Source organism: Pseudoalteromonas atlantica (assembly GCA_007988745.1).
GTDB classification, from domain to species: domain Bacteria; phylum Pseudomonadota; class Gammaproteobacteria; order Enterobacterales; family Alteromonadaceae; genus Pseudoalteromonas; species Pseudoalteromonas atlantica.
The window spans coordinates 1-1,111 of record BJUT01000122.1; the positions used below are offsets into that span (position 1 = coordinate 1).

At 44.2% G+C, this 1,111-nt stretch carries 1 protein-coding gene; it reads left to right on the top strand.

Going from position 1 to position 1,111, the window contains the following annotated elements; genetic code table 11:
• The coding region (locus PAT01_RS19970; RefSeq protein ID WP_154946065.1) for an IS110 family RNA-guided transposase at positions 1-802 on the top strand (802 nt) is incomplete at its 5' end.
• Positions 803-1,111 lie beyond the last annotated feature (309 nt).

Genomic DNA, 1,111 nt, shown 5'->3' on the forward strand with positions numbered 1-1,111 from the left:
TTTAACACCTATCTATGTTCCCGAGCCTGAAGATGAAGCTGTACGCGATTTATCTCGTGCACGCGAAGTGGCAATGAAGGACTTAAAAGATGCCAAATATCAATTAAAGGCGCTGTTGCTTCGCAATAATATCAATTATAAAGGCACTGCGAATTGGTCACAAAAACATTTACGTTGGCTCACTGAGATTGTGCTGCCACACCCCGCTCAGCACATCGTCTTACAAGAATTTTTACACACAATTACCGAACGAATAAGCCGACTTGAACGGCTAGACAATGAACTAACACACCACGTTCACCAGTGGCGTTATTATCCTGTTGTCAAAGCAATACAAGCTATGCGTGGTGTCCGTTTGTTGGTCGCCACTGGCGTTGTTGCTGAGCTTGGCGATTTATCGCGTTTCGACCATCCCCGTAAATTAATGAGTTATCTCGGTCTTGTACCCAGTGAACACTCGAGTGGTGGCAAACGCCATATTGGCGCCATCACAAAATGCGGAAATGGCCGAGCAAGACGCCTTCTTGTGGAAGGTGCACACACTTATCGGTATGCGGCAAATATATCAACAGATATGCAAAAACGACAAGAAGGCTTACCAAAGGACATTATTGATATTGCGTGGAAAGCACAGATTAGGCTCTGCAAACGCTATAAAAAAATGATAGCCAAAGGGAAACACTACAATCTGGTTGTTACCGCCATTGCCCGAGAAATGATTGCGTACATATGGGCTATTGCAAAAGAAGTGGTGCTTACGCCAGTGAATACAAAACTTAGATTGGCAAGAGTACCCGCATGATAAACGTATTAGAGTTAATGCATGGGATCAAGCATCGGGTGTGGCACAACCACCGACGGCGTTAGGATGGCAGTGCAGCTAACGCTGCATTGAACCACGAACATAGACTGAAGACAGGTGCCACGACGAAATAAGTAAGGTCTGCTCTGTTACTAGAAATAGTAATAACCAACGAATATCAGCAAGATAACCGACGACATTACTTGCTTCATCCTATGTATTAACTCGCTCTAATTCGAGCTAAAGTAATTATGGCTTAAAAAGTTAGGCAGGGATCAGTGCGTTTAACTTGACAGTGGGAGTCATACC